The 21,770-nt window shown below is 38.2% G+C and carries 22 protein-coding genes; 21 read left to right on the top strand and 1 reads right to left on the bottom strand.

The window, feature by feature from the left end:
- Positions 1–79 precede the first annotated feature (79 nt).
- The 8 genes from EO122_RS00110 to EO122_RS00075 all read left to right on the top strand — a co-directional run bounded on the left by EO122_RS00110 (position 80) and on the right by EO122_RS00075 (position 8,414).
- Positions 80–1,147 carry an efflux RND transporter periplasmic adaptor subunit gene (locus EO122_RS00110; RefSeq protein ID WP_127008833.1) on the top strand — a complete coding sequence of 356 codons (1,068 nt, stop codon included), beginning with the start codon at positions 80–82 and terminating at the stop codon, positions 1,145–1,147.
- Positions 1,147–1,884, top strand: a complete 738-nt coding sequence (locus EO122_RS00105; RefSeq protein WP_127008832.1) for an ABC transporter ATP-binding protein — start codon at positions 1,147–1,149, stop codon at positions 1,882–1,884. The genes EO122_RS00110 and EO122_RS00105 overlap by 1 nt, the downstream gene beginning before the upstream one ends.
- Positions 1,877–3,088: an ABC transporter permease gene (locus tag EO122_RS00100; protein WP_127008831.1), complete on the top strand. Its 1,212-nt coding sequence runs from the start codon at positions 1,877–1,879 to the stop codon at positions 3,086–3,088. The genes EO122_RS00105 and EO122_RS00100 overlap by 8 nt, the downstream gene beginning before the upstream one ends.
- A 162-nt stretch (positions 3,089–3,250) precedes the next feature.
- Positions 3,251–3,535 carry an Asp-tRNA(Asn)/Glu-tRNA(Gln) amidotransferase subunit GatC gene (gene gatC, locus EO122_RS00095; RefSeq protein WP_127008830.1) on the top strand — a complete coding sequence of 95 codons (285 nt, stop codon included), beginning with the start codon at positions 3,251–3,253 and terminating at the stop codon, positions 3,533–3,535.
- 10 nt (positions 3,536–3,545) lie between these two features.
- A complete protein-coding gene (gene gatA, locus EO122_RS00090; protein WP_127008829.1) occupies positions 3,546–5,003 on the top strand; it encodes an Asp-tRNA(Asn)/Glu-tRNA(Gln) amidotransferase subunit GatA in 1,458 nt (485 codons plus the stop codon).
- Positions 5,000–6,445 (top strand): Asp-tRNA(Asn)/Glu-tRNA(Gln) amidotransferase subunit GatB, encoded by a 1,446-nt coding sequence (gatB, locus tag EO122_RS00085; protein ID WP_127008828.1) that lies wholly within the window; start codon positions 5,000–5,002, stop codon positions 6,443–6,445. The genes gatA and gatB overlap by 4 nt, the downstream gene beginning before the upstream one ends.
- A gap of 8 nt (positions 6,446–6,453) precedes the next feature.
- Entirely contained in the window at positions 6,454–6,783 is a 330-nt protein-coding gene (locus tag EO122_RS00080) for a hypothetical protein (RefSeq protein ID WP_127008827.1), read from the top strand.
- A gap of 23 nt (positions 6,784–6,806) precedes the next feature.
- Positions 6,807–8,414: a glycosyltransferase family 39 protein gene (locus tag EO122_RS00075; RefSeq protein ID WP_127008826.1), complete on the top strand. Its 1,608-nt coding sequence runs from the start codon at positions 6,807–6,809 to the stop codon at positions 8,412–8,414.
- A 118-nt stretch (positions 8,415–8,532) separates the two neighbouring features.
- Here the strand turns inward: EO122_RS00075 and EO122_RS00070 are convergent, their stop codons facing one another.
- Entirely contained in the window at positions 8,533–10,359 is a 1,827-nt protein-coding gene (locus EO122_RS00070) for a phosphoethanolamine transferase (protein WP_127008825.1), read from the bottom strand.
- 175 nt (positions 10,360–10,534) lie between these two features.
- On the opposite strand from EO122_RS00070, the gene EO122_RS00065 reads away from it, so the two are divergent.
- From EO122_RS00065 to EO122_RS00005, 13 genes are all read left to right on the top strand, one after another.
- Positions 10,535–11,266, top strand: coding sequence for a ScpA family protein (locus EO122_RS00065; RefSeq protein ID WP_127008824.1), 732 nt, complete (start codon positions 10,535–10,537; stop codon positions 11,264–11,266).
- A complete protein-coding gene (gene scpB, locus EO122_RS00060) occupies positions 11,263–11,802 on the top strand; it encodes an SMC-Scp complex subunit ScpB (RefSeq protein WP_127008823.1) in 540 nt (179 codons plus the stop codon). Before EO122_RS00065 ends, scpB begins: the two co-directional genes overlap by 4 nt.
- A gap of 1 nt (position 11,803) precedes the next feature.
- Positions 11,804–12,526: a pseudouridine synthase gene (locus EO122_RS00055; protein ID WP_127008822.1), complete on the top strand. Its 723-nt coding sequence runs from the start codon at positions 11,804–11,806 to the stop codon at positions 12,524–12,526.
- Positions 12,527–12,534: 8 nt separating this feature from the next.
- Positions 12,535–13,782 carry an NAD(P)/FAD-dependent oxidoreductase gene (locus EO122_RS00050; protein WP_127008821.1) on the top strand — a complete coding sequence of 416 codons (1,248 nt, stop codon included), beginning with the start codon at positions 12,535–12,537 and terminating at the stop codon, positions 13,780–13,782.
- Positions 13,782–14,468, top strand: coding sequence for a (d)CMP kinase (gene cmk / locus EO122_RS00045; protein WP_127008820.1), 687 nt, complete (start codon positions 13,782–13,784; stop codon positions 14,466–14,468). The genes EO122_RS00050 and cmk overlap by 1 nt, the downstream gene beginning before the upstream one ends.
- Positions 14,461–15,066 carry a 1-acyl-sn-glycerol-3-phosphate acyltransferase gene (locus tag EO122_RS00040; RefSeq protein WP_126937507.1) on the top strand — a complete coding sequence of 202 codons (606 nt, stop codon included), beginning with the start codon at positions 14,461–14,463 and terminating at the stop codon, positions 15,064–15,066. The genes cmk and EO122_RS00040 overlap by 8 nt, the downstream gene beginning before the upstream one ends.
- Positions 15,067–15,075: 9 nt before the next feature.
- On the top strand, positions 15,076–16,983 hold the full coding sequence (locus tag EO122_RS00035; RefSeq protein WP_127008819.1) for a bifunctional 4-hydroxy-3-methylbut-2-enyl diphosphate reductase/30S ribosomal protein S1: 1,908 nt from the start codon (positions 15,076–15,078) through the stop codon (positions 16,981–16,983).
- 131 nt (positions 16,984–17,114) lie between these two features.
- Positions 17,115–18,449, top strand: a complete 1,335-nt coding sequence (gene der, locus EO122_RS00030) for a ribosome biogenesis GTPase Der (RefSeq protein ID WP_127008818.1) — start codon at positions 17,115–17,117, stop codon at positions 18,447–18,449.
- Between the two features lie 5 nt (positions 18,450–18,454).
- Positions 18,455–19,051: a glycerol-3-phosphate 1-O-acyltransferase PlsY gene (gene plsY, locus EO122_RS00025; RefSeq protein WP_127008946.1), complete on the top strand. Its 597-nt coding sequence runs from the start codon at positions 18,455–18,457 to the stop codon at positions 19,049–19,051.
- Positions 19,048–20,052: an NAD(P)H-dependent glycerol-3-phosphate dehydrogenase gene (locus EO122_RS00020; protein ID WP_127008817.1), complete on the top strand. Its 1,005-nt coding sequence runs from the start codon at positions 19,048–19,050 to the stop codon at positions 20,050–20,052. Before plsY ends, EO122_RS00020 begins: the two co-directional genes overlap by 4 nt.
- Positions 20,053–20,136: 84 nt before the next feature.
- On the top strand, positions 20,137–20,682 hold the full coding sequence (rsmD, locus tag EO122_RS00015) for a 16S rRNA (guanine(966)-N(2))-methyltransferase RsmD (RefSeq protein WP_126937511.1): 546 nt from the start codon (positions 20,137–20,139) through the stop codon (positions 20,680–20,682).
- Positions 20,683–20,697: 15 nt separating this feature from the next.
- Positions 20,698–21,177: a pantetheine-phosphate adenylyltransferase gene (gene coaD / locus EO122_RS00010; protein WP_126937512.1), complete on the top strand. Its 480-nt coding sequence runs from the start codon at positions 20,698–20,700 to the stop codon at positions 21,175–21,177.
- A 20-nt stretch (positions 21,178–21,197) separates the two neighbouring features.
- Positions 21,198–21,638, top strand: a complete 441-nt coding sequence (locus tag EO122_RS00005) for an ATPase (protein WP_126937513.1) — start codon at positions 21,198–21,200, stop codon at positions 21,636–21,638.
- Positions 21,639–21,770 lie beyond the last annotated feature (132 nt).

The following is a 21,770-nucleotide window of genomic DNA, read 5'->3' as shown; positions in this document are numbered from 1 at the left end:
TTCTTTTTGTACATACTACTATTATGATGTATCAATATATTTTTATACTATGAGAATAACATAAGAAAGGAGACTCTCTATGTGGAAACAAAAAAAGTTATGGGCCCTTATTGTTGGGGTACTCGTAATTGTAATTGGGGGATGGCAATGGTTTGCTAATGATGATGCAAAAAGTGCACCTACCTATACAACGGGAAAAGTGATGAAGGGAAATATTTCTTCTACCATTAGTGCTACAGGTACGATCAACCCAGTGCATTATGTAGATGTATCTACTAATATCCCAGGAAAATTACAATCGGTACTAGTAAAAGCAAATCAAAAAGTATCTGCAGGACAAGTGATTGCTACTATTGATGCACGTCAATTACAGGCTTCTGTCGATAATGCTAGAGCTACATTGAACCAAGCATCTACGGATTTAGATCGATATCGTGTATTAGCGGCGCAAGGAGCTGTATCTCAGCAAACTTATGATAATGCATTAGCTACTTATGAAAAAGCAAAAGCAAGTTATGATCAGGTGGCTGCTAATTTAGCAGATAGCACGATTACAGCACCGATGGATGGAACAATTATAGGCGAGCCGTTAAAAGCTGGACAAACGATTGCAACAGGCATTTCTACACAGATGATCATTGCTACCATTGCGGATTTATCAGAATTAGAAATTTATTTGACTGTGGATGAAACTGATATTGGCAGTGTAAAAGAAGGTGCCAAAGTAGACTTTACAGTGGATGCACATCCAGGAAAAACATTTACAGGTACGGTAAAAGATATTTCTTTAGGTACTAAAGGAAATATGGGTACGACCAGTTCTTCTGTTGTGTATTATACAGTTCGAGTGTCTATTCCATCTGCAGATGTAGATAATTTCTTCCCTAGTATGACGGCCCGTGCTACAATTCACGGTGAAGAACGTCAAAATGTATTGGTAGTTCCATTGGCAGCTGTTCGTTCTGATAAAGTAGGAGAATTTATTTATGTCATCAAAGATGGCAAACCTGTAAGAACCAGCGTAAAAACAGGTATGACTGGTGACACTACCATCGAAATTATATCAGGCGTTGCTGAAGGCGATGAAATCGTTGTCAGCGGAGATATAACTGCTTCTAAAAAAACACAACAGAGGGGGCAATTCTAATGGAAACGCCTAAAAAACCAGTTATCACCTTAGATGGAATTACCAAAACCTATGTAAATGGAAAGTTGACGGTACCTGTATTACATGGTATTAACTTGTCTATTTATGAAGGGGAATTTACTTCTATTATGGGGCCATCAGGCTCGGGTAAGTCTACGTTTATGAATATATTGGGCTGTTTAGACAGACCCACTTCGGGATCGTATTGTTTAGACGGAGAAGAAGTAGCCCACCTTACTGATGATGAATTGGCCTATGTGCGAAATAAACGGATCGGATTTGTATTCCAAAGTTTTAACCTACTTCCAAAATTAACAGCTTTAGATAATGTAGCGTTGCCTATGGTCTATGCAGGCGTATCCAAAGCAGAACGCACGGATAGGGCTAGCCAATTGTTGACAGATTTGGGGCTCGGTACTCGGTTGGATCATATGCCAGCAGAGTTATCTGGTGGTCAACGTCAGCGTGTGGCTATTGCCCGTGCGTTGGCTAACGATCCCGCTATCATTATGGCTGATGAACCTACGGGGAATTTAGATTCAAAAGCAAGTTTAGATGTAATGCATATCTTTACGGAATTATATCAAGAAGGTCGTACTATCATTTTAGTCACTCATGAACCAGATATTGCTGAATATGCAGGTCGCAATGTGGTCTTAAAAGACGGTCTTATTGTAGAAGATAGAATGAACCCACAAATGAAAGGGTTGCATCTAGGAGGTGAAAGCCATGTATAAAGAAGGTTTCTTAATGGCTTGGTCATCTCTAATAGCCAATAAGATGCGATCCTTATTAACTATGCTTGGTATCATCATTGGTGTAGCAGCAGTGATTGCCCTCGTTTCTATCGGATATGGAGTGCGTCAACAAATTACCGAATCTATTTCTAGCTTAGGTAGTAATCTATTAATGGTATATCCCGGACCACCTCGTACACCAGGTGTAAGACCACCATCGGGGGCAACAAAATCGCTGAAGCTTAGTGATTATGAAGCGATTACGAAGCTAGACAGTGTGGAAGCTGCATCTCCAGTGGCGGCTAATACATATCTTACTGTATATATGAGTAAAAACTGGACAACTACTGTCAATGGAGCTAATGCTGACTTTCAATATGTGAATAACTGGACCTTGAAAGCGGGACGTTTTATTAGTGAAAGTCAAATTGAACGACGTGAAAGGGTAGCTGTTATTGGATCTACTGTAGCAAAAAACTTATTTGGTGATGAAGATCCTATCGGAAAAGATATTAGGATTCAAAAAAATCCGTTTAAGATCGTTGGTGTTCTTGATGAAAAAGGATCTGGATCCTTTGGGAATGACCAAGATGATGTGATTGTCATTCCTTATACGACTATGATGGAACGTGTTATGGGTGTAGATTATCTACGGATGATCTATATTCAGGCAAAAGATGGAGAGGATTTAAATCGAGTGCAAGTGGATATAGAAAATATTCTTCGTGCTAGACATGGAATCAAGAATCCAGAGTTAGATGATTTTAATGTAAATAACATGTCATCCATTATGAAGGCTGTAGAAGAAAATACGGCTACTATGACATTGTTCCTTGGGGCGGTAGCTGCTATTTCCTTACTAGTAGGGGGCATAGGTATTATGAATATCATGCTTGTTTCCGTCACAGAGCGGACAAGAGAAATTGGTGTGCGTAAAGCCTTGGGAGCTACTTATAGGACGATTATTACACAGTTTTTAATTGAAGCCATTGTAATTTCTCTAGTAGGCGGTGCCATAGGTATTGTTGTAGGGATAGGCGCATCGCAACTGATTGCAGCCGTTGCTAAGCTGAAAACTGTCATCACAACAGGACCTATATTGATGTCGTTTGGTTTCTCCATGACCATTGGTTTAGTATTTGGTTTATATCCAGCGAGAAAAGCAGCAAAATTAAACCCAATCGATGCATTACATTATGAATAGATTAAATAGCCGATACTGAAATAGATCTACACAGTTGATATGACTATTTAAAAATATGGAAAATACCAATATAATTAGAGAAGGATACTCTATTGTATATTGGTATTTTTCTTTTTCATGAGAGAATATGATATAATAAAATAATTGAAAGGATGTGTGTCTATGAAAATTAGTCAAGAGGAAATTAAGAATATTGCCTTATTATCCAGATTAGAAATTAAAGATTTAGAGGCTGCTGAAAAAGCCCTCAGTAATATCCTTACCTATGTTGAGGAATTAGAAGAATTAGATTTAACAGATGTAGAGCCAATGGCTCATGCGGTGCCATTACAAAATGTATATCGTGCAGATGAAATGAAACCATCATTGCCACGAGAAGAAGCATTGCAAAATGCACCAGAAGAAGAGAATGGGTATTTTAGGGTACCTCGTGTTGTACAAAACTAGGAGAAGATACATGACTCTTTTTGAATTACATCAAAAATTAGTAAATAAAGAAATTTCTGCTGTAGAGCTTACGAAAGCTGTATTGGCACATAAAGACAATGTAGAGCCTACAGTACATGCGTATTTGTCAGACTCTCACGAAGCAGCGTTAGCGCAAGCTGAGACTGTGGATGCTAAAATCGCAAAAGGGGAAGCTATTTCTTCATTAGCAGGGATTCCTGGGGCTATAAAAGATAATATTTGTACGAAAGGTGTGGCCACTACATGTGGATCCCATATGTTGGAAAATTTTGTGCCCCCTTACAATGCAACTGTTATCGAAAAATTACAAGCTCAAGATGCTGTTATCTTGGGTAAATTAAATATGGATGAGTTTGCTATGGGTAGTTCTACAGAGAACTCTGCCTTAGGCAAAACGACAAACCCTTGGAATCCAGACTATGTACCAGGGGGGTCTTCTGGTGGTAGCGCAGCAGCAGTTGCCAGTGGAAGCGCTATCTGGGCGCTAGGTTCCGATACAGGTGGATCCATTCGTCAACCAGCATCCTATTGTGGCGTGGTTGGTTTGAAACCAACTTACGGTAATGTATCTCGCTACGGTTTGATTGCCTATGCATCTTCTTTGGACCAAATTGGCCCTGTTACAAGAGATGTACGTGATGCAGCTATTGTGCTAAATGCGATTACTGGTCATGATTTCCATGATTCTACATCCATCCCAGGAGATCGTGTCGATTATACAAAAGCTCTTGTGAAAGATGTAAAAGGCTTGCGCATCGGTGTGCCTAAAGAATATTTTGGTGAAGGTTTACATCCAGAAGTGCGTGCAGCTCTGGAAAAAGCTATTGAAACGTATCGCAATATGGGTGCCACTATTGTAGATATTTCCTTGCCAACTACAAAATATGCCTTGTCTGCGTACTATATCATCGCTTTAGCAGAAGCTAGTTCTAACCTAGCTCGTTATGATGGAGTTAGCTACGGCCTTCGCGTGCCAGCAGATAATTTAGTGGAAATGTCCACTAAAACTCGTACGGCAGGCTTTGGTGAAGAAGTACAACGCCGTATCTTGTTAGGTACCTATGTATTGAGTTCTGGTTATTATGATGCATACTATTTAAAAGCTCTAAAAGCTCGTCGTTTGATTAAAAATGAGTTTGATGCAGCATTCCAAGAATGTGATGTATTATTAACACCAACCGCTCCGAATACAGCTTTCAAATTTGGTGAAAAAATCAACGATCCATTGACGATGTATTTAGAAGACGTATGTACAGTGCCAGTTAACTTGGCTGGTATTCCGGGCATCAGCATTCCAGCTGGTTTTGGTTCTAATGGTATGCCAATCGGCATGCAATTATTGGCGCCTGCTATGGGTGAAAGTACATTGTTGCAAGCAGCCTATAGCTTTGAACAAGAATGTCCTGAATTTACAAAATTGCCAACTATGGGAGAATTGAAACTATGAAATATGAAACAGTCGTAGGCCTTGAAGTTCATACTGAACTGAAAACAAATTCAAAAATTTTCTGCTCCTGTACAACGGCCTTCGGGGGCGATCACAATACACATGTATGTCCAACTTGCTTAGGTTTGCCAGGTACCATGCCTGTATTTAACCAAAAAGTGTTGGAATATGCTATCAAAGTCGGTTTGGCATTAAACTGCGAAATCGTACTATTCAATAAATTTGACCGTAAAAACTATTACTATCCAGATTTGCCTAAAAATTGGCAAACCTCTCAATTTGACTTGCCTATCTGCGTAAATGGTCATCTAGATGTAGAAGTGAATGGGGAAACTCGTCGCATTCGTATCAACCGTATCCACATGGAAGAAGATGCAGGGAAATTAGTCCATAGTGGTGCTACTATTTCTAGCTCCGATAGCTCTAATGTAGATTACAATCGTACAGGTGTACCATTGTTAGAAATCGTGTCTGAACCAGATCTTCGTTCTGGCGAAGAAGCACGTCAATATGTGGATAAAATCCGTGCCATTGTACAATACCTAGGTGTCTCTGATGGACGTATGGAAGAAGGCAGTTTGCGTTGTGATGCGAACATTTCTATCCGCCCAGTAGGAGAAACAAAATTAGGAACAAAAACTGAAATTAAGAACATGAATTCTTTAACAGGTATCCAAAAAGGTATCGAATACGAAGCACTTCGTCAAGCAGAAGCTTTGGAAGATGGAGAAACAATTGTACAAGAAACACGTACTTGGGATGATAGCAAGGGGATTACTCTTTCCATGCGTAAGAAAGAGAAGGAAAATGACTACCGTTTCTTCCCAGAACCAGATTTGGTACCTATCGTAGTTGATCCTAACTATGTGGAAGAAATCCGTCAATCCTTACCAGAATTGCCAGAAGCGAAACAGCAGCGCTTTATGGAAGCCTATGGTTTATCTAGTGAAGATGCTCGTACATTGACAAGTCAACGTGCTACAGCGGACTATTTCGATGCTGTCGTAGAGGCTGGAGCTGATGCCAAAACTGCATCTAATTGGATTATTGGTGATTTGGCAAAACTTGTGAACGATGCGAACATTTCCTATGCAGATAGCAAAGTACAACCAGAACAATTGGCAGCTATGATTGGCTTAATTGAAAAAGGTATAATTTCTGGTAAAATTGCAAAACAAGTCATTGTCAAAATGTTTGAAACTGGTAAAAATCCAGATAAAATCGTAGAAGAAGAAGGCTTAGTGCAAATCACTGATACTGGAGCCATTGAAGAAATTGTAAAACAAGTCATTGCAGATAATCCAAAATCTGTGGAAGATTTCAAATCTGGTAAAGGTAAAGCTATCGGATTCTTGGTAGGTCAAGTCATGCGTGCCTCCAAGGGTAAAGCAAATCCTGGCGTGGTGAATGAATTGTTGGAGAAACATTTACAAGCTCTATAGGAGTGACTATGAGTCAAGAACAGAAATATGAAGAAGGAACACGAGTTCTTTCAGAAGAAGAGCTACGCAATTTTGAAGGAACTACGATCGATGAAGAGGGGCGTCCTTATGATGCTCCTCATCATGAGTCATCCAATCAAGAAAAAATATATTATACGATGCCTAATGTAAAGACTATACTATGGAATGCCATTAGCTGGAAATGGAAAGTGGGCTTAGCGTTGGGATTTATTGCAATTCTAACAATACTTTTTTTATTAGCTAAATATTTATTTACTGGGTTAGTGATACTATTTTTAGCATGGTTCATTGTACGTATGATAGGAAACATATTGTGATATGTTATAAATGAGGTTTTTATATGCAGCAAACAGTGTCTTGGAAGCGATTTAGCCTACTAGGTGTTGTCACGTTTTTATTTTATCTGTGGATGGCATGGGCGTTACCGATTACTGATACAGTAGAATCTAACTATGCTTTGTCAGCAGTGACTATGATGAAACATGGAGACTACTTATCTCCTATGATTTATGATATCTATTGGTTCGATAAACCAATTATGGCTTATTGGGGATTGATTGCTTCCTTTTCCGTGTTCGGTGTTTCAGATTTAGCGGCTAGGATTCCTTCAGTAGTAGTTTCTACGATGACTGTGTTAGCTATGTATCGAGTAGCTCTTTCTATCTATCAAGTAGAGCGTATTGCTCTATGGAGTAGTATTGCCTTAGGAACTGCATTAGAATATTGGTATATTGGCCATGCTGTTCTTACAGATGGGTACTTATTATTATTTTCGTTAGGTATTTTCTATTATTTGTATCGAGGAATTACCGATGAAAGTCATTGCCATATGGTATATGCTTATATTTGTGCTGGACTCGCTGTATTGACGAAGGGACCTGTGGGAATCGTATTGCCGGGGATTATATTGGTTCTCTATGTTCTATTAAATCGACGGATGGATTGGTTCAAATATGTATTCTCATGGAAAGGAATCTTGGCATTTATAGCTGTTGTTGCTCCTTGGTACGGATATATGTATGTAACGCATGGTGAAGCATTTATCAATGGATTCTTGGGACTGCATAATGTAACAAGAGCGACTGTGCCGGAACATCCGACTCGTAACTGGTGGTATTTATACCTTATCTTATTGCCTGTTGCGATGCTTCCTTGGACTAGTTTTACTTTGCGTGGGTTGAATGAGCAAAAGCATACCTATATATGGTATTGGTCTATCTTTTGGCTAGTAGGGACTGTTTTGTTTTATACGTGCATGGCCACTAAATATTTAACCTATACATTTATCATGATGATTCCTTTAACATTATGGACGGGTATGGGTATACATGCTTGTTTAGAACGATACGAACAATCACGAATGACTCTGAAAGTCTTTGTTTTATACGCACTAAGCTCATTTCCGGTTTTATTAGCTTTGGCTGCGGTAGGAACTCAAATGGAACAGATCAATAGCTCGTGGTTATGGGTGTCAGTGGTAGTATCTATTGTTGGGCTTATCTATGCTGCTATGAAGAGAACTGGAACTGCGTTGGTTTATGGAATTTGCCTAAGTGCCATTGCATTTTTCATATCTTTAGCGCCGTCTATTGTACCAATTGTAGAAGGGCAGTCTGGAAAGCCATTGGCAATTATAGTGAATCGTATTGAAGGAAATACTCCAGCAGATGTATATCAATACGGTACATACCAAACATCATTAACGTATTATTTAGGTAGAAATACAGCTTTAATTGATGATAGTGACAATGGTGATGTATGGGATACTGGTAAAAATATTATGCCTAAGATAAGCTCTAAAGAGTTGTTATCTAATGCTGATCGATTACAAAAGGCATTGATTTATGTGCCGAGAAAGCACCAAAAGGACTTTGAGAAGATGGAATTGTTTCAGAAATTGAAAGTAACACATCAAGATTCTAGAGGCACTTTTTATAGTGGGCAATAACATATAGAAAAAGGGGCTGTAACAAAATAGCTCTAAATAAAATAGAGGAAAGTTGATCAAAAAGTATCAACTTTCCTCTATTTTTATATAAAGTATGTAGTATTGAATTAAAGAAACACTACTTTCCTTCAGGATCATTGGACAATGGTTGTTGTCCTAACATAGTTGTTAAATTATTAGCATTAAAACGATACGCTTTGTTTGAGAAGTCACGAGTCACATCATAATTGGCTGATGGAGCATGCAGTATGCCTACGAGCATATCATACAATAAATCATTAGTGAAATACTGTGTTTCGTGATTTTTTAAAGTATTAGCTGTATCTGGATATGCATTTCTGTAAGTAGGGGATAAGTATACCCACATAGGAATTCTTGTCATACCAAAGTTAAAAATATCAGGATTGTGAGATGTTTTAATATTTTCGCCATGATCAGAGAAGTATACCATAGCTTGTAAGTTTAAGTTATCTTTAGCATAGGTATAGATTTCTTGTAACAACCAATCTGTATATAATTGACTGTTAGCATAGGCTTCAATGCCATCTGGATTAGGACCTTTTTTCCATTTGCTAAATTCATGCGGATATCTGTCATTATAGTAGATATGACTACCCATGATATGGATCACAATGAAATTATTTTGATTTGGCTTTACATCCTTTAAGAGTGGCAGTAAGGCACCGTCATATTGATCAGAGAAGGAGTAAGATTCATGCGCCCATCGTGGGGTATCACTAGCTTTTGCAATTAAAGAGATAGCTGTATCATATTCTCCATATACGCCTTGGTTCGATAACCATGATGTATGATATCCAGCTTTTTTTGCTACGTCAATAATTGTAGTGGAGTCAAAGAATGGTTTATCATCATATTGGTTGCGTTCTGTTAACGCTCTTTCAAGTGTTGGAACGGTTTGTACATAGGAAGAATAGGCATGTTTAAACACATTAAAATTAGGATCTGCATATAAGGAACCTTGCCAAGGTGTATCATCATAAGGAAAGTCTGGCGTATACATTTTCATGTAATCTCTAGAAGAAGATTCACCAATGACTAATATGATGGTTCCAGGTGTTTTTTGTGCAGCTGTTTCTGTTGTAGATAATTGTAAATTTTCATACACGTTGACATGTTTATCGTTATAGGTTTGAAGCTCTTTCATGTAGGCTTCTACTCCAAGCCAGTTACTTACGATATCTGTTTGAGGAAGTATATAATATCCACCATAGATGATAAGGATGATGGAAAGGAGCCATTTCATATCAGTATTATATCGTTTAAAAAAATCATTGAAGAAATTATCTTCATCAATCTTGTCAGTGCCTCGTACATTCAGGTAATAGAATATACCGAGCAGTAATAGAGTGCCTATAATCACACCGATGATGCCACCAACACCGACAATGTTCTTGACAAACCCTAAAGCTTCCTCTGGATTTGTTTGATACAGAGCCATCATAGTAGCAGGCGTAATACAATGCCAAGTCGATAGATAATACCCAATTTGTCCCGCAGGGATAATGAGTAATATAATATCTAATACACTATATCCAATAGCCCAAACCTGTCTTGCTTTCCTCCATTGACGTAACCAATAATGAGTAGCGGTCAGAAAGCAGAAAATGACTAATCCAAATAAAAAGTCATTGGCAAACTCGTAAAAATAAAATGGTTTTTCATAGGACCAGTGAAATAAAAGGGGAAATGTTAAAGCCCAACTAATTCCGACAAGACCGTGACCGAACATATATCCTTTTGTAAAAGAACTTCTGATCAGGCATTGTAACACTGTGAGGCCTAAGATAGATGGAAGAAATAATGTTAATATGTCCTCCCAATCAAATCCTAGGGTAATAGGTTCATAAATATAAAATAGTGCCACTCCGATGATGGTGGACACGATGGTATACAGACCGAGCTGCTTCCATCTTTGACGATGCATATTGTCGCCTCTCTTTCTGGGTGTAGCAATTTTCCCTCATATCATTTATAATATTTAGTAGATACATACACTAGTATGTCTATGTATTATTCTAACCGTTTCGAATTGGAAATGCAATTTTTTCATACAAGGTGTGGTGAAAGCCATGCCTTATTTTTAGTAGAGAGGACTATTCATGAATACCTACGACTTTAAATTAGATATTTTTGAAGGGCCTTTGGACCTACTGTTGCATTTGATTGAAAAAAATCAAATTGATATTTATGATATTCCTATTGTTCATATCACATCTCAATATATGGAAATTTTAAATACTTGGAATCAATTTGATATTGTGTATAGTAGCGAGTTTCTAGTGATGGCAGCTACTTTATTGCAAATTAAGTCAAGACTATTACTCCCTAAATCAAATGGAAATGATGAACAAACGATAGACGATCCAAGAGATGAATTGGTCAATCGCTTGGTTGAATTTAAAAGAATTAAAGAATTAACCTTGGTACTCGATGAAAGAGTAGCAGAAGGTTCCTATGTATTTAATCGGCCAGAAGAGCTAAGTGAAATTGGGCTCGATGTGGTGTGTTCAGTCGAGTGGGATGCCTTAGTGGCATGCTTTCAAAAAGTACAAGAACGATATAATCGACCTGAGATAGATGTGCCTAAGGTGACTCTGGAGCGAGAAGAATATACATTAGAACAAGGCATTGAAGATGTGTTGTTAGTGACTAGAGGGAAGCAAGTATCCTGTATGGAATTATTTGAAAAGGCTACGTCTAAAGAAGAAGGAGTAGTAACTTTTTTAGCCCTTTTAGAATTAATGAAGCGACAATTACTTAGAATTATTGTGGGAGATCACGATGTATATAGTATAATTGTAGAAGGTGTTGGAGAGGAAGAAATGCGATGAGTGGAGTGGAATTTCATCAGTTAGAAGCTGTGTTGTTCGCAGCAGCCTCGCCATTGTCAATGGATACCTTGTCGGATATTTTTGAAGTGTATATACCGGAAATAGAAGATGTTGTGGCTGCTTATGAGGAACTTCTTATCCGAGAACGAAGAGGTATTCGTATTCGTAGAAGTGCAGCAGGCATCGAGTTGGTGAGTGCGCAAGAGTGTAGTGAATTCGTCGGAAAGATTCGCCATCGTGATGAAAAATTATCTGGAGCTGCTATGGAAACATTAGCTGTAGTGGCTTTCAAACAGCCCATAACAAAAGGTGAAATTGAAGAGTTCCGAGGTGTGAACTGTGAAAAAGTATTAAAACAGTTGCTAGCACGTGATATGATTATTGAATTAGGACGGAAGGAAACGATTGGACGCCCTGTTATTTATGGTACATCAGAAAATTTTTTGAGAATCGTAGGGGCCAATTCTTTGGAAGAGCTACAGCAATCTATGGTGTTCACTGATGATATAGAAATAGACAAAGAAGGAGGCGTATAATATGGAATTAGAACGCTTACAAAAATATATAGCCCGTTGTGGAGTTGCATCACGACGTAAAGCTGAAGAATTGATTACAGCAGGAAAAGTATTGGTCAATGGAAAGTATGTCAAGGAATTAGGAGCCAAGGTGAATCCTACACGTGATCGTGTGAAGGTAGATGGACAATTGTTGGAACCGGAAGCATTGGAATATTATATTTTTAATAAACCTAAAGGTGTGATTACATCAATTACAGATCCAGAAGGGCGTAAAACTGTGATGGATTATATTAAAGACGTAAAAGCTCGTATATATCCGGTAGGGCGTTTAGATTATCATACAGAGGGACTGTTGTTATTGACCAATGATGGCACTATGGCACAAAATTTGGCACATCCTTCCAAAGGTGTTACTAAAACTTATGAAGTGAAAGTAAAAGAACGCGTACTTGATGAACATTTAGAACAGTTAGCTGTGGGGATTACTCTAGAAGATGGTTTGACGGCGCCTTGTGAAATTACAGACTATGGGTTTAATGGAAAAACAGGTCTTACTACCGTAGAAATTACGATACATGAGGGCCGCAATCGTCAAGTTCGTCGCATGTTTGAACATTTTGGCTATTCGATCCACAATTTAAAACGGATTAACTATGCTGGATTAAACCTGAAAGGGTTGAAGCGGGGCGCTTTCCGACGATTGACGAGAGAAGAAGTGAAACAGTTACAGGCGATTAAGTAAGGATACGTATGAAACAAATTATTGTCATTGGTGGTGGGGCCGCAGGCCTTATGGCAGGAGTTCGTGCCGCTCAATTAGGAGCCTCTGTAAGAATCATTGAAAAAATGAAAATGGTGGGACTGAAAATGGGCATTACAGGAAAAGGACGTTGTAATGTAACGAATGCAGCACCTATTGAAGATTTTATTAAACAAACACCAGGTAATGGTAAGTTCTTGTATAGTGCATATCAACAATGGACAAATGAAGATGTCATTCAAATGCTACATTCATGGGGCGTACCGACAAAAGTAGAACGAGGAGGGAGAGTATTCCCTGAGTCTGATAAAGCCTTAGATGTACGCAATGCATTTATTGATGCGTACCGTAAATTAGGGGGCACATTACATTTGGAGGAATCCGTTACAGATCTCATTGTACAAGATGGACATATACAAGGTGTTGTTACTAATAAAGGGAAGTATACTTGTGATGCTGCTATCATTGCTACAGGTGGTATGTCTTACCCTTTAACTGGATCTTCTGGTGATGGGTATGAATTGGCAAGAACAGTGGGACACTCCATTGTAGAATTACGACCATCCTTGATTCCTTTGGAAACAAAAGAATCTTGGGTAAAAGATATTATGGGGCTTAGCTTAAAAAATGTCGAAGTCTCTATTATTGCAAAAAATAAGGTACAAACAAAGCAATTTGGAGAGATGCTCTTTGCTCACTTTGGCGTTACTGGTCCTATCATATTATCTGCGTCGCATACTGTGACTAAATTGCTAAAGAAAAAAGTTGAACCGATTGAGATTTCCATCAACTTAAAGCCAGCTTTAACCCGCGAAGTATTGGATAAACGAGTACAACGTGATTTTTCTGAAGCTCAAAATAAGCAATTACTAAATGTTTTGAAAGGCTTATTACCAACAAAACTTATCCCAGTTATTTGTCAATTAGCCAAGATTGAAGGCACGAAGGCTATTCATGATATTACAAAAGAAGAGCGCTTGCGATTAGTAGATACTATACAAGATATGAGATTATCGGTTCATCGTCCTAGACCGATTGCAGAAGCGATTGTAACAGCAGGTGGTATTTCTGTGAAAGAAGTAGATCCTAAAACAATGCAGTCTAAACTAGTACAAGGTTTATATATGGCTGGAGAGGTCTTAGATATTGATGCATTCACCGGGGGATATAATTTACAAGCTGCATTTTCTACAGCATATGTGGCTGCTACACATGCAGCAGAAGGAGACATAGCATAATGAATCGACGAATTTCAGTAGCTATTGATGGACCTGCAGGGGCAGGAAAGAGTAGTATATCTAAAATTGTGGCTAAACAATTAGGCTATTTGTATATCGATACGGGAGCTATGTATCGAGGCATTACTTGGGCTTTGTTAGATCAGGAGATTGAAATTTCTGATACAGCTGCAGTGAAAGCTGCATTAGATCATATTGAATTGCAACTAGTGCCAGTGGAAGATGGTTTACGAGTATTAGTAAATAATCGTGATGTATCTAAAGAAATTCGTACACAATATGTAACGAGTCATGTATCGCAAGTAGCAGCTCAAAAAGCAGTGCGCACGAAATTAGTAGAGATGCAACGCAGCATGGCGAGTGTAGGCGGTGTGATATTAGATGGTCGAGATATTGGATCCGTAGTATTGCCAGATGCTGAATTAAAAGTGTATTTAACGGCTTCTGTAGAAACACGTGGACATCGTCGTTGGTTAGAGTTAAAAGATAAGGAAGATATTACTCTAGAAGAGGTGTGTCGCACAGTGGCTGACCGAGATACAATGGATATGGAACGAAAAGAGTCTCCACTCATTTGTGTAGACGATGCAGTTGTTGTGGAAACAGATCATTTGTCCATTGAAGAAACTGTACAAAAATTGACAGAATTAATCAGAAATGCTGAAAAAGGAGAACGTCATGGATAGATTTTCTGAGTGTTTATGGAGATCTGCTTTTACGATTGTCTATGGCTGGTGGTATAAAACAAAAGTATATGGCAGAGAGAATGTACCCAAAGAAGGTCCTGTAATTATTTCCCCTAACCATAAAAGTAATAATGATCCACCTCTTTGTGGTTTTGCACTACCTCGACATGTGAATTTTATGGCAAAAGAAGAACTTTTTAGAAATCCAATTTCTAAAGCTGTATGCTCATGGCTAGGTGCTTTTCCAGTTCGTCGTGGAGGGGTAGATAAAATTGCTATTCGCCATGCTATGAATTTATTAAAAAATAATTTAATGCTTGGTATTTTTCCAGAAGGAACACGACAAAAAGGTGATTCTTTAGGTCGTTTTCATGATGGTGTAGCCTCGATGGCATTGCGTACAGGAGTACCTGTAGTTCCGTTGGCAATTGTTGGCAGTGATAAAATGGTTCGTGGTGAGGTAGCTGTTATTATTGGAAAACCAATTGTAATAAAAAAAGCGAAGCCTACAGTAGAAGCCATTGCTGATGTGAATGCCATTGTAAAAGAGGCGATTCAAACGATGATTGATGATTATAAAGCAGGAAAATATAACTAGAGGAAAACTATGTTTACAATACGATTAGCAGAGAACTGTGGCTTTTGTTATGGAGTGAAACGAGCTGTTACCATGGCAGAAAAAGCAGCAGACTCCAAAGATGTAAGCTATACATTAGGCCCTATTATTCACAATCCACAAGTGGTTGGTAAATTAGAGAGCAATGGTGTATATGCAATTAATGAATTAGGGGATGTGGAAGAAGGAACTATCATTATACGTTCTCATGGTGTAGGACCTGAAATTTATGAAGAGGCTGAAAGTAGAGGACTCCCAGTGATAGATGCGACTTGTCCACATGTACAGAAGGCACAACGAGATGCCAAGTCCGTAGTAGAGGAAGGCTTAACCTTGGTCATTTTAGGAGAGAAAAAGCATCCTGAAGTAAAAAGTATCAATCTATGGGCTGGAAATAAAGGTATCATTGTAGAAACAGAAGAGGATGCTAAAAATATTCAATTCGTGGAAAAAATCGGAGTTGTAGTACAAACTACCTTTTCACAATTTAAGTTTCAAAGTATAATAAAAATATTAGAACAAAAATCTAATGATCAGAAGATTTTCAAAACAATTTGCCAAGCCACAGAAGAACGTCAAAATTCGGCAGTAGCCTTAGCAAAGGAAGTGGATCTAATGATCGTGGTAGGGGGTAAAAACTCGGGCAATACGACTAGATTAGCAGAAGTATGTCGTGATGTAGGGTGTACTACATACCACATCGAAACTGCTACTGAAATACAACTGGCGTGGTTGAAAGGCGTCACAACAGTAGGAGTAACGGCTGGTGCATCGACACCAGACTGGATAATTAAGGAGGTCATTCAGACGATGGAAAATTTTGCAGAATTATTTGCAGCATCAGAAGCGCAAGCAGAAGAATTTAAGAAAGGTAATGTGATTGAAGGGGAAGTTGTACAAATCGATGACGAACGTGCATATGTATCCTTCGGCTATAAAACAGAAGCGCAATTAGAGAAAAAAGAAATTGCTTACCCAACTCCAGCTTCTGCAAAAGATGTGTTACATTTAGGAGACAAAATCAAAGCTGTTATCCTTAACCACATCAAAGAAGATAGCCCTATCTATCTTTCTATCACTCGTTTGGCTAAAGATGAAGATTGGCAATATGTTATTGAAGCACAAGAAAAAGATGAACCAATCATCTGTAAAGGTGTGGATGCAATCCCTGCAGGTTTAGTCGTAACTGTTAAGTCTTTACGTGGTTTTATTCCACTTTCCCAAGGTGATGTACATTTCGTAAAATCCCTTGATAACTTAGTAGGTACAGAATTCGAAGCTAAAGTACTTGAAGTTGAAGAAAAGAAAAACCGTTTGGTTCTTTCTCGTCGTGAAGTACTTGAAGTGGAACGCCAAGCTAAATTAAAAGAAGCTTTAGCAAACGTAGAAGTTGGCGGTACTTACAAAGGTACTGTACGTAAAATCATGCCTTATGGCGCATTTGTTGATATCGGAGGCATCGAAGGTTTGCTTCATATTTCCGACATCTCTTGGCAAAAAATTAAACGCGTTGAAGACGTGTTAGCTGTAGGTCAAGAAATCGACGTTAAATTACAATCTTTTGATGAAGAAAACAGCAAAATCTCTTTATCTTTAAAAGCATTAACAAAAAGCCCATGGGATGTTGCAGAAGAAACTATCCATGTAGGTGATGTTGTAACTGGTAAAGTTGTTCGTACAGTTCAATACGGTGCGTTCGTTGCTATTAATGATGACATTCAAGGTTTACTTCACATTTCTCAAGTGACTAAACAACGCAATGCGAAAGTAGAAGACTACTTAAGCCGCGGTCAAGAAGTAGAAGTAGAAGTTATTTCCTTCAACAAAGAAGAAAAGAAATTAGGTTTAAAATTAACTGAGTTAATGGAACCAGTAGCGACTGAAGAAGAAGCTGAATAATTTCATATGTAAGAACAGTAAATCCATTGGGTTTACTGTTCTTTTTTTGCGCTCGTTTATATGTTACAATATAAGGTGATAAATTATGTGTTAGATCTCCCGTGATGGGAGTTACGATATGAGGTGAAAGAATGTCAAAACCATTAGTAGCAGTCGTAGGGCGCCCCAATGTAGGTAAGTCTACATTATTTAATGCTATTGTGAATAAACGCATTTCCATTGTAGAAGATATTCCAGGTGTGACACGTGATCGAATTTACTTCGATGCAGAATGGTTGCAACGAGAGTTTACTATGATCGATACAGGTGGGATTGAGTTCATCACTGCTGACAGCCATGAGATTCCAAAGATGATGCGTTTCCAAGCACAATTGGCTATTGAAGAAGCAGATGTAATTCTATTTGTTGTAGATGGTAAACAAGGGATTACGATTGCCGATGAAGAAGTAGCTAACTTATTGCGAGCAAGTGGTAAGCCTGTCATCTTAGTTGTTAATAAAATTGATAGCGTTAACCAAGAAGCTAATATTTATGAATTCTATAATTTAGGTATTGGCGACCCGATTGGTATTTCAGCAAAGAACTTAATGAATTTAGGGGACTTACTTGATGATGTAGTGAAGCACTTTCCTCCACAAGGAGAGAGTGAGGAAGATGAAGATACAATTCATGTAGCCCTCATTGGTCGTCCAAATGTGGGTAAATCGTCTTTAACAAATGCATTGTTAGGTCAAGAACGAGTTATCGTTAGTGATGTGGCTGGGACCACGAGGGATTCGATTGATACTCATTGGAGTCATGATGGACAGGATTTTGTGTTAATTGATACAGCGGGTATGCGACGTAAATCTCGTATTGATGCGCCAGTGGAACGATATAGTATTGTTCGTTCTTTGCGTGCTATCGATCGTTCTGATATCGTGGTGTTAGTATTAGATGCTACAGATGGTGTGACAGAGCAAGATAAAAAAATCGTTGGCTATGCTCATGAATCAGGTAAAGGATTAGTTATTGTTGTTAATAAATGGGACCTTGTGGAAAAAGATGATAAAACCACATTGCGTTTTACAGAAGATATTTATGATGAAATGGCCTTCTTACGATATGCGCCAATTCTATTTGCTTCTGCGTTGACCAAACAACGTGTTCATCGATTAGCAGAACTCATAAAATATGTATCAGAACAACAGCACATGCGCATTTCTACAAGCGTGTTGAATCAATTGTTGTCCGATGCACAAACAGTAAATCCAGTGCCATCTCGTGGCGGTCGAATTCCTAAGATTTATTACATGACGCAGGCAAGTGTGAAACCGCCTACATTTATTCTGTTTGTGAATGAGCCGGATTTGATTCATTTCTCTTATATGCGTTTCTTGGAAAACCGTTTACGCGAATCATTTGGGTTTGAAGGTACTCCAATTCGCCTAGTATTACGTGGCAAGAAGGGAACTGATGAAGAATGATAACCATGGAAATTGCCGTTCTCTTATTAGCGGCTTATGTCATAGGATCGATACCCACAGGTCTTATCATTGGAAAGTTGTTTTTCAAAACAGATGTGCGTAATTATGGAAGCAAAAATATTGGAGCGACCAATACATTTAGAGTGCTAGGGTTGAAAGCTGCATTGCCAGTATTTTTAGGAGATGCGGGTAAAGGTGCATTAGGTGTGCTATTATTTTACCCCAATCCTGAATGGATGATTGCAGGTGGATTATGTGCAATGATTGGACATAATTGGTCTATTTTCTTGAAGTTTTCAGGTGGTCGCGGTGTAGCCACAGGATTAGGCGTGCTCATTGCCTTATCACCTGTGGTAGCAGCAATCTGTTTTGCTGTATGGGCTGTGATTGTTAAATTTACATCTTTTGTATCGCTGGGCTCTATCGTTGCAGCTGTATTAGTTCCAGTGTTGATGTATGTTATGGCAGAGCCAGTTCCTTACATTATATTTGGAGGCATAGCTGCTGCATTTGTAGTATTTAGACATAGAGAAAATATAGTTCGTCTATTACAAGGTAAAGAATTGGCTGTCAAACGTATAAAAAAGGATGATTCACCATGAAAATAGCTGTTATAGGTTCAGGTAGCTGGGGCACTGCATTGGCCTTAAAGGGATTGGCTGCAGGTCATGAGGTGACCATGTACTGTCGAACCGAAGAAAAGGCAAAATATTTGCGTGAATATCGTATCAATCCATACTTACCTGATGTAGTATTACCCAACACATTAGACTTTCAACATTCGTATAAAAAGACATTAGAAGGGGCTCAGGTAGTTCTTATGGTTACCCCTTCTAGTTATGTACGGAGTACCTTACAAGAATTAAAAGCATGGTTGCGCGAAGACATGATTGTTGTTGGTTGCTCTAAAGGACTTGAAAAAGAAAGTGAAAAACGATTATCCTTAGTGATAGAAGAAGAAGTTGGAAACCTAGTAAAAGCGATGGCTATTTTATCTGGGCCTAATCATGCTGAGGAAGTGGGGCGTGACTTACCAGCTGCTACAGTGATAGCTAGTCATAGTGAAGAGGCTATTTCCATACTACAAGAGGCATTAGGCAGTGCTACATTCAGAGTATACGGCAATACAGATGTAATTGGCGTAGAACTTGGAGGAGCTACAAAAAATATTATTGCCTTAGCTGCTGGTATTGCACATGGTATGCAGTTAGGAGATAATTTGCTGGCTACTTTGCTCACCAGGGGACTTCATGAAATAACAAAGTTTGGTGTTGCTATGGGTGCGAAGGCAGAAACATATGCGGGTCTTTCAGGTATGGGAGATTTGATTGCGACGTGCATGAGTCCTCATAGTAGAAATCGACGAGCAGGGCAAAAGCTAGCGAATGGGGAAACTATGGACGAGATTATACATCGGTCCCAGATGGTAGTGGAAGGATTTTTTGCAGTTAGAATTATTTATGATTTAGCGAAAGCAAATGCGGTGGAAATGCCGATTACAAATGCTTTGTATGAGGTGTTATATAATCAAGTTTCGCCTATTGAAATGTTGCATCGATTAATGATGCGCGATGTAAAGCAAGAAGTTATAAAAAATAATTAGGGATATCTACATAAATTAAGAAATGTATATTGTACGGTATCATAAAATCATGTAGAATATACGAGTAATAGGTAATAAAAGCGTATGAGAATAATTTCAGGTACAGCTAAAGGGCATACCATACAAGCACCAAAAGGAATAGATACAAGGCCTACACAAGATCGTGTGCGCGAGAGTATATGCAATGTTATACAGAGTCGCAGAGGATTTTTTGAGACTCACGTACTAGATATCTTTTCTGGTACTGGTGCCTTTGCTATCGAAACGCTGAGTAGAGGCGCTAAGAAGGCTATTGCCATCGACACCCGAACAAGTGATTGTATTCGTAAAAATGCTCAACATTGTAAGGTGGAAGAACGACTAGAGATCGTAAAATCCACAATGGAGTCTGCTCTTAGTCGACTACAAGGTCAACAGTTTAATCTTATTTTTTCAGATCCTCCTTATGAAAAAGGGTATGTAAAAAAAACATTAGATATGGTAGATCACCTAGATTTACTGAGTGATGATGGCATACTAATTATAGAGCGTCATAAGGATGAAGCATTAAATATATTGCCTAAATGGAATATTATAAAATCTTTATCAGCTGGGTATACCCGTGTAGATTTTTTGTGCAAGCAAGTGTAGAAAGGGACGTATACTATGAGAATCGGCGTGTGTCCTGGTAGCTTTGATCCAGTTACGAATGGACATGTAGATATTTTTGAGAGGGCTAGTAAATTAGTAGATAAGCTCGTTGTGCTCATCGCAGAAAACCCAAATAAAAACTACTTGTTCACATTAGAAGAAAGAGCGAATTTAATTCGACAGTCAGTGGCTCATATTCCTAATATAGAAGTTGATTTCGGTGAAGGATTATTGAATGACTATGTCAAATCTCGCGACGGTCATATTATTATTCGCGGGTTACGAGCCTTGAGTGATTTTGAATATGAATTCCAGAGAGCCTTGTTTTCTAAATTTTTAGATGATGATATTGAAACTGTATTTATTATGACGAATAATAAATATTCCTTTGTGAGTTCTACAGGGATTCGTGAACTTGCTAAATTTGGTGGAAAATTAGAAGGATTAGTACCACCAGCAGTGAAAGAAGCGTTAGAAAGTAAATTTAATATATAAAATTAAACTAGGAGGATATCATGAAAACAGAAAAGTTATTAGAAGAATTGGAAAATTTGATTGAAACTAGCAGTCATATGCCTTTAACAAATAAGAAAATGATAGAAGAAGAGGATATCATGCGCCTCGTAGACGCATTGACAGAATCCCTTCCACTAGAATTAGAAGAGTCTCGTCGCATTGTTGCTGAAAGAGATCGTATTATTGCAGAAGGCCAACAACAAGCAGAAGCTTTAGTAGCACAAGCAAAAGAATATATTCAAAAATTGACAGAAGAAAGTGAATTGGTAAAACAAGCACAAGAGCATGCAAACCATATTATTGCAGAAGCTAATAAATCTTCTGAAGAATTGAAAAATAGTTCTATACAATATGCTAGTGATGTTTTCAAATATGTAGAATCTAATTTAGAAAAAACATTAGAATCTTTAAAAGAAAATCGTCAAACTTTACAAAAATAATATGATAGTTATGTGAAACACTTCTTGCTGCTTTGATAAGAAGTGTTTTCTTTTAGGCTCTTTGTCAAATGTGGGGGCTGCTCATATAAAAAGTTCTTAGCACTAGCTATCTAAATAGCTAGTGCTATTCTT

Origin of the sequence: Veillonella sp. CHU110, from assembly GCF_003992255.1 — a bacterium.
Lineage (GTDB): Bacteria > Bacillota > Negativicutes > Veillonellales > Veillonellaceae > F0422.
This window is presented reverse-complemented; position numbering and strand designations above follow the sequence as displayed.